The 6,265-nt window shown below is 72.9% G+C and carries 7 protein-coding genes; 4 read left to right on the top strand and 3 right to left on the bottom strand.

From position 1 onward, the window contains the following. On the top strand, positions 1-730 hold a 730-nt coding region (locus NBZ83_RS29245; protein ID WP_261576241.1), incomplete at its 5' end, for an MFS transporter. A 32-nt stretch (positions 731-762) separates the two neighbouring features. Here the strand turns inward: NBZ83_RS29245 and NBZ83_RS29250 are convergent. Continuing rightward, complete coding sequence (locus NBZ83_RS29250) at positions 763-2,145, bottom strand: aminotransferase-like domain-containing protein (protein ID WP_261570752.1); 1,383 nt, start codon at positions 2,143-2,145, stop codon at positions 763-765. Between the two features lie 104 nt (positions 2,146-2,249). Between NBZ83_RS29250 and NBZ83_RS29255 the strand changes: the two genes are divergently transcribed. From NBZ83_RS29255 to NBZ83_RS29265, 3 genes are all read left to right on the top strand, one after another. Next, entirely contained in the window at positions 2,250-2,426 is a 177-nt protein-coding gene (locus NBZ83_RS29255; RefSeq protein ID WP_261576242.1) for a hypothetical protein, read from the top strand. A 314-nt stretch (positions 2,427-2,740) separates the two neighbouring features. Then, positions 2,741-3,988 carry a glycosyltransferase family 4 protein gene (locus tag NBZ83_RS29260; RefSeq protein ID WP_261570754.1) on the top strand — a complete coding sequence of 416 codons (1,248 nt, stop codon included), beginning with the start codon at positions 2,741-2,743 and terminating at the stop codon, positions 3,986-3,988. A 45-nt stretch (positions 3,989-4,033) separates the two neighbouring features. Beyond that, a complete protein-coding gene (locus tag NBZ83_RS29265; protein WP_261570755.1) occupies positions 4,034-4,975 on the top strand; it encodes a beta/alpha barrel domain-containing protein in 942 nt (313 codons plus the stop codon). Between the two features lie 21 nt (positions 4,976-4,996). Here the strand turns inward: NBZ83_RS29265 and NBZ83_RS29270 are convergent, their stop codons facing one another. Then, entirely contained in the window at positions 4,997-5,560 is a 564-nt protein-coding gene (locus NBZ83_RS29270) for a DUF3291 domain-containing protein (protein ID WP_261570756.1), read from the bottom strand. A 48-nt stretch (positions 5,561-5,608) separates the two neighbouring features. After that, on the bottom strand, positions 5,609-6,265 hold a 657-nt coding region (locus NBZ83_RS29275; RefSeq protein WP_261576243.1), incomplete at its 5' end, for a L,D-transpeptidase.

Consider the following 6,265-nt stretch of genomic DNA (forward strand, 5'->3'; position numbering starts at 1 on the left):
CGCCGCTCCCGCCGCTCCCGCCGCTCCCGCCGCTCCCGCCGTGCCGACCCGGCTGCTGCTGCGCCGAGGCGTCCTCGGGCTGCTGCTGGTCGCCGGCTGCGATGGGCTGATCGGCGGCGTCTACGAGACGTGCTGGAGTCTGCTGATGGAGCGCGACGGCGCGTCCACCACGCTGATCGGCCTCACCTTCACCCTTTTCGCGCTGCCGTACCTCGTCTTCGCCTGGCCCGCCGGCTGGCTCGCCGACCGGTGCGACCGGCGCCGGCTGATCGGGGCGACCACGCTCGTCCTGTCGGTGACGGTCGCCAGCTACCCGTTCCTGCACTCGATCCCGCTCATCGTCCTGTTGAGCTGCCTGGAGGCGGCGGGCCTCGCCGTCGCCTACCCCGCGGCCCAGTCCCTGCTCGCTCAGGAGAGCGCCGCCGGCGACGGCACCGGCCGCGGCCAGGGCCTGTTCGCGACGACGCAGACCGCTGCGACCGTGTTCGCCGCGCTGGTCTCCGGGGCGCTGTTCGCGGCGGATCCGCGGCTGCCGTTCGTGCTGGCCGCGTTCGCGGCGCTGGTCACCGCCGTCCTGCTGCCGTCGCTGTGGCGGGAGGTCGCCGGCACCGTGGCCCAGGCCCAGGCCCAGGCGCGGTCCGTCGCAGGGAGGTCGGGTCTGGCCGAGCCGGGCGCGGCGCTCGCAACGGCCGCGGGGCGGGACACCGCGGCGACGCCCGGCCGGCGGTAGGCCGCGGGTCGGTCCCGGCGGGGGCGCTCAGATCAGTTCGCGAACCCGGATGCCCGTTCGGCCACCGCATGCAGCCCCTGCGCGAGCAGGCCGACGGCGGTCGGAATGTCCTCGGCGCGGATGCCCGCGTAGGACAGGCGAAGGTGGCCCGCCTCCTGCTCGCCGATGGTGAAGAACCGGCCCGGGGCCACCGCCACCCCGAGCCGCCCGGCGCTGGTCGCCACGGCGAGGTCGTCGATCCCGTGGGGCAGGCGCAGGAAGAGGTTCACCCCGCCGCGCGGCGGGGCGAAGGAGCACTCGGGCAGCTCGCGGGCGAGCGCCGCGCCCAGCGTCGCGGCCCGCTCCCGCAGGGCGCTGCTCACCGCCCGGACCTGCGCCGACCAGGCCGGCCCGCTGACCAGCTCGATTGCCGTGTGCTGGACCGGGCGGGCGACGAAGGAGTCGTCGACGATCCGCATGGCCGCGATCCGGCTCAGCACCGGGCCGCGGGCGATGACCGCGCCCACCCGCAGGCTCGGCGCGAGAACCTTGGTCAGGGAGAGGATCGTGATGACCTGCCCGTGGTCGTCGTCCTGCCACAGCGGGGGTGGCGGCGAGACGCCGGCGAAGCCGAGCCAGCGGGCGAAGTCGTCCTCGACGATGAACGCGCCGGCCCGCCGGCAGATGTCGAGCACCTCGCCGCGGCGCTGCGCGGCGAGCACGCTGCCGTCCGGGTTGGCGTACGTGGGCTGGATGACCAGCAGCCGGGCCGACGTCCGCGCGAACGCGTCGCGCAGCAGCTCGGGCCGGATCCCGTCCTGGTCGCTTGGCACCGAGATGGGGATGAGCCCGGCGCTGCGGGCGACGGCGAGCGCGCCGGGGTAGGTGGGGGTGGCGAACAGCACGGGATGGCCGGCGGGCAGGATCGCGCGGAACGTCGCCGACAGCGCGCCCTGGCTGCCCGGGGTGATCAGGACGTTCGCCGGCTCGGCGCCGATCTGCCGGCCGAACCAGCTCCGCAGCTCCGGGATGCCGGCCGTGGGGGAGCTGGCCCACCCGTCCGGCCGCCGTGCCGCCCGGCTGGCGGCGGCGGCCAGCCGGGTGTCCGCCCGCAGCCCGGGATCGAGGTAGCCCGCGCCCATTTGGAATCCCGGGGTGCCCATGAGCTGGAACAGCAGGTCGAGGCCGGAGGTCTGCACGGGGCTCGGGCCGAGCGCGATCTGCTGCCAGTCGGTGTCGCTGGCCTGGACGGTGCGCCGCGCCGAGACGAACGTGCCCGCGCCGGGCCGGGTCACCAGCCGGCCCTCGGCGACCAGCCGGCCCAGCGCCCGCTGCACGGTCACCGGGCCGACGCCGAGCCGCTGTTGCAGCATCCGCGTGCTGGGCAGCTTCTCCCCGACGGCCCCGCCGTCCGCGAGCCGGCGAAGCTCCCCCACGACTCGATCAATACTGCTATCGTTGACCATGAAGTTATACGATAGCGCTATCGCATGCAGGCCCGTGGTGCTTTCGCGTCCCGACCTTGTCGGGTGGGGTCACGATGCCTGAACTCCTGCTGCTGGGACTGTTCGTGGTTCTGATCGGGCTGGCCACGGTGTTCGGGCCGGACACCCGGGACCGCGGCTATGGCCTGCCCGCCCCGCGTCCGCGCCGCCGGGTCTCGCGGCCGGGCTCCGATCGTCGAGCCGCCGGTCTCCGGCTGGTGTCGTCTCGCTGAGTCGCCGCTGTCCGGTCGGTGCCCGTCGTCGTCTGGTTGGTGCGCTGGCCGTCTGGTTGGTGCGGGATGGCTGTCCGGTCGGTCTCGCCCGCGTGTCCGTGTATCTCCGGTCGACTCGCCGGAGGAGGTATTCCGGCCTGGTGGTTTCTGGTTGGGGCGGGTGTCAACGTGCAGGTCAGACCGCGTCGGGCAGCACTTCTCTTACGTTAGGGTTAAGATCCTGAGCGTTTGCTAATGGTCGAAACCCCCTGCGGCCACTCGATAGGCTGGCGCTATGGTGAGCCGTCCTGAGTTCGCCGCCGTGGGGGATGGGTATGGAGATCGTCTTCTTGTGCGAGCAGTATCCGCCGATCATTTGGGATGGGGCGGGTGTCTACACGCACGACATCGCTCACGCGCTGGCCGCGCTCGGCCATCAGGTCCATATTCTCTGTGCCCAGGGGCGTCGCCGCACCGACGAGGACCATGACGGGGTCAAGGTGCACCGGCGCCCGCTGCTCCGTCTGCCGGTCAGCAGATATCTCGGCCCGCTGGGGCGGTCGTTTCAGGGGAAGAACCATCCACGCGATTCGCTTTCGCTGCGGGTGGTCCTCGCCGTCTCCTACGCTTTCTGGCTGCGCAGTCTCGGGCTGAGCCCCGACGTCATCGAGACCCAGGACGGCGAGACCCGCGGTTTGCGTACCGCGGTGCGTCGCGACGTTCCCCTCGTGATCCACCTGCACACGCCGACGATGATGGATGTCCGCCTGCGCGAGGGCGAGCTGCACGGCCGGGGCGCGCTGGCCGACCGGATCGACCGGTTCTCCGCGCTGCGCGCCGACGCCCGGACGGCCCCGTCCGAGCTGATCGTCACCACCCTGCGCGACTTCGGCTGGCTGAAGAAGAACACCGACGCCGACGTCATCCCCTACCCGTTCGACCGCTCCTCGTACACCGCCGTGCCGCCGCCGCAGCAGACCGACCCCACGCTGCTCGTCGTCGGCCGGCTCGAATGGCGCAAGGGCCTCGACGTGCTGATCGAGGCCGCCGCGCTGCTCGGGGAGCGCGGCATCAAGCCGACGGTGGTCTTCGCGGGCCAGTCGTCCGGCCTCATCGACGACGTCCCGACCGGCACCTGGCTGGCGCGTCGCGCCGCCGAGCTCGGCGTCACCTGCCGCTTCGCGGGTCACCTCACCCGGCCCGAGCTCGTCAAGGCCTACGAGGAGGCGCGGGCGGTCGTCGTCCCGAGCCGGTTCGAGAGCTTCTCCATCGCCGGGCTGGAGGGGATGGCCTCGGGTCGGCCGGTCGTCGCGACCGCGACCACGGGCGTCGCGACCTGGGTGGCGAAGTGGGAGGGCGGCACGGTCGTCCCGCCGGAGGACGCACCCGCGCTCGCCGACGCGTTGGAGCCCTTCCTCACCGACCCGGAACTCGCCGCCGCCGTGGGCGCCCGCGGTCGGGTCGGCACCGAGGAACTGGAGCCGAAGCGGATCGCCGCCCTGCGCGTCGAGGTCTACCAGAAGGCCATCGACCGGCACCAGGCACGCCGCCGCTGGGGCAGGAGGTCGCCGGCTGCCGTCTGACCGGCGGGCGCCGTGGCGGCCCGGGCCGCCCCTAGGCTGGCGGGCATGAGTGCTCTGGCGGGCGTCGCCCTGGAACACCCGGTCATGAACGCGGCCGGCACCTGCAAGTCGGTGGAGGACGTCGCCGCCTTCGCCCGGTCCGCGGTGGCGGCGATCGTCGTCGGTTCGATCACCCGCCAGCCGCGCAGCGGCAACGCGGGCAACGTCTACTGGCCCGGGCGGGTCTGCTCGGTCAACGCGCTCGGGCTGCCCAACCGCGGCCTGGACTACTACGGCACGCACCTGCCCGGGATGGTCGAGCGGGCGCATGAGGCGGGCAAGCCGCTGATCATCAGCGTTGCCGGCTTCGACGTCGAGGAGTACACCGAGATCGCCGAGGTCGTCGCGGGGACCGGCGTCGATCTCATTGAGCTCAACCTGGCCTGTCCGAACGTCTGGGACGGCGGCGCCCAGAAGCGCATCGCCTGCTTCGACCCCGACCAGACCGCGGCGATCTGCACCGCGGTCGGGGACGCACTGCTGGCGCGGGCCGCGGGCGACCCGGGCCGCCGCGTCCCGTACGGCGTCAAGATCTCGCCGTTCTCCGACCCGGCGGCGCTCGCCGAGCTCGCCGCGGTGCTCGCCGAACTCGCCGGCCGGCCCGTCGGCCCGCGGTTCGTCACCGCGGTGAACACCTTCCCCAACGCCCTCGTCGTCGACGCCGACAACCGTCCCGTCGTCGACGTGGAGCTGGCCGGGATGAGCGGACCCGCGCTCAAGCCGGTCGGTCTCGGCCAGGTCCGCCAGCTCCGCCGGCTACTGCCGGACATCGTCGACGTCGTCGGGGCCGGCGGCGTCGGTGAGGGACGGGACGTCGCCGAGTACCTGCGGGCCGGGGCGGTGGCCGTGCAGGCGGCGACGGCGTTCTGGAACCGTGGCGAGGACCCGTCGGTGTTCGGGTCGATCCTCGCCGGCTGGATCGACCAGTTGGATCCAGCCGCTCCCTGAACCAGGCGGCGGGGGCCCGGCTCAACCGCCGGCGGCCATGCTTCTCGGTGCGTCGGGGTCGGAGTGGATGTCGGCGCGCTCGGCGGTGAGCTCCGTATCGCCGGCCGGGACCAGGGAGATCCGCCGATCCGGCGGGGGGAACGTCAGCCGGAAGGTGAACGCGGTCGCGGTCGGCCCGTGCGTGCGCAGGTGCCTGACCCGTTCCTCGGCCTCCGGCGTGCCGGGACGGTGCCCGGTGGGCACCCACCACAGGGCGTTGGTGGCCCGGTCGGTTGGATGGAACCACTCCCGCCGGCGCCGCAGGAACGCACCCTGATCATGGCGGAAGACGAAGTCGGCGAGCGCGTCCGCCGATTCCCACACCGTCAGGTTCACGATGACGGTGAGGTCGGCCTCCGCGTCAAGCCGGAAGGTGTGCACGGCCGCGGCGCCCTGCTCGGGCTGCAGGCGCCAGACGAAGCCGGGCTGCCCGTCGCCGAGGTCGCTCACCGGCGCGAGGCCGGCCAGGATGTCATCCGGCGCGGGGGAGTCGAGTGGGGTGAGTACTCGGGCGATGTTGACCTGGGCCAGATGGTAACCCGTCATGAAGATAGCCTAGGGATGTCGTCCCGCATCCGCCAGGAATGACGCGCATCACCGTTCGATGGAGACCGGTGTGCCGATGGGGAGGATTCCCGCCAGCCTTTCGATGTCTTCGTTGCGAAGCCGGATGCAGCCGTGGCTGGCGTCCGTCCCGACCAGGTCGGGACGGTTCGTGCCGTGTAGCCCGATGATGCCGTTGGCGCCGTTGAACTGGGTAATCACGTCCGAGAAGCCCGACAGGCCGAAGGCGTACGGCCCCCACGGCCCGTTCGGGTCCGCGGGTCGCAGCAGTTCGGTGAGGTAGAACTCACCGGACGGCGTGGGGGTCCCGCCGGTTCCGATGCCCACCGGGAGGCGGGCGAGGACCGCGCTGTCCCGTAGCACGGTGAGCTGATGCGCGGATCGGTCGACTCGCAGGTCATATGGGGTCTCGGTGACCTGGGTGTCCGCGGCCCGCAGCCATCCCCGTGACCCGTTGGGCCGCACGGGCAACTGGACCCGCAGCCAGTGGGCTCGGCGTTCCTCCACCGCGAACACCAGCGGCACGCCCTCCCGGTTGGGGTTGGCGAGCCGACCCTGCGGAGCCCCGGTGTCCGGGGTGGCGAACCAGGTGATCTCGGGTACCACGGCCTGGGCCACAAGGTGCCGACCCTTCGCGGGGCCGGTGGTGCCGGCGCCGGCCGGGGGGTGCGTCGCGCGGGTCGGCGC

Source organism: Frankia gtarii (assembly GCF_025403375.1).
In the GTDB taxonomy this organism is placed as follows: domain Bacteria; phylum Actinomycetota; class Actinomycetes; order Frankiales; family Frankiaceae; genus Frankia; species Frankia gtarii.

Excerpts from the sequence above, each read along its gene's own strand:
- NBZ83_RS29255 (WP_261576242.1), top strand. The coding sequence starts at position 2,250 with ATGCCTGAACTCCTGCTGCTGGGACTGTTCGTGGTTCTGATCGGGCTG.
- NBZ83_RS29260 (WP_261570754.1), top strand. The coding sequence starts at position 2,741 with ATGGAGATCGTCTTCTTGTGCGAGCAGTATCCGCCGATCATTTGGGAT.
- NBZ83_RS29265 (WP_261570755.1), top strand. The coding sequence starts at position 4,034 with ATGAGTGCTCTGGCGGGCGTCGCCCTGGAACACCCGGTCATGAACGCG.
- NBZ83_RS29270 (WP_261570756.1), bottom strand. The coding sequence starts at position 5,560 with ATGACGGGTTACCATCTGGCCCAGGTCAACATCGCCCGAGTACTCACC.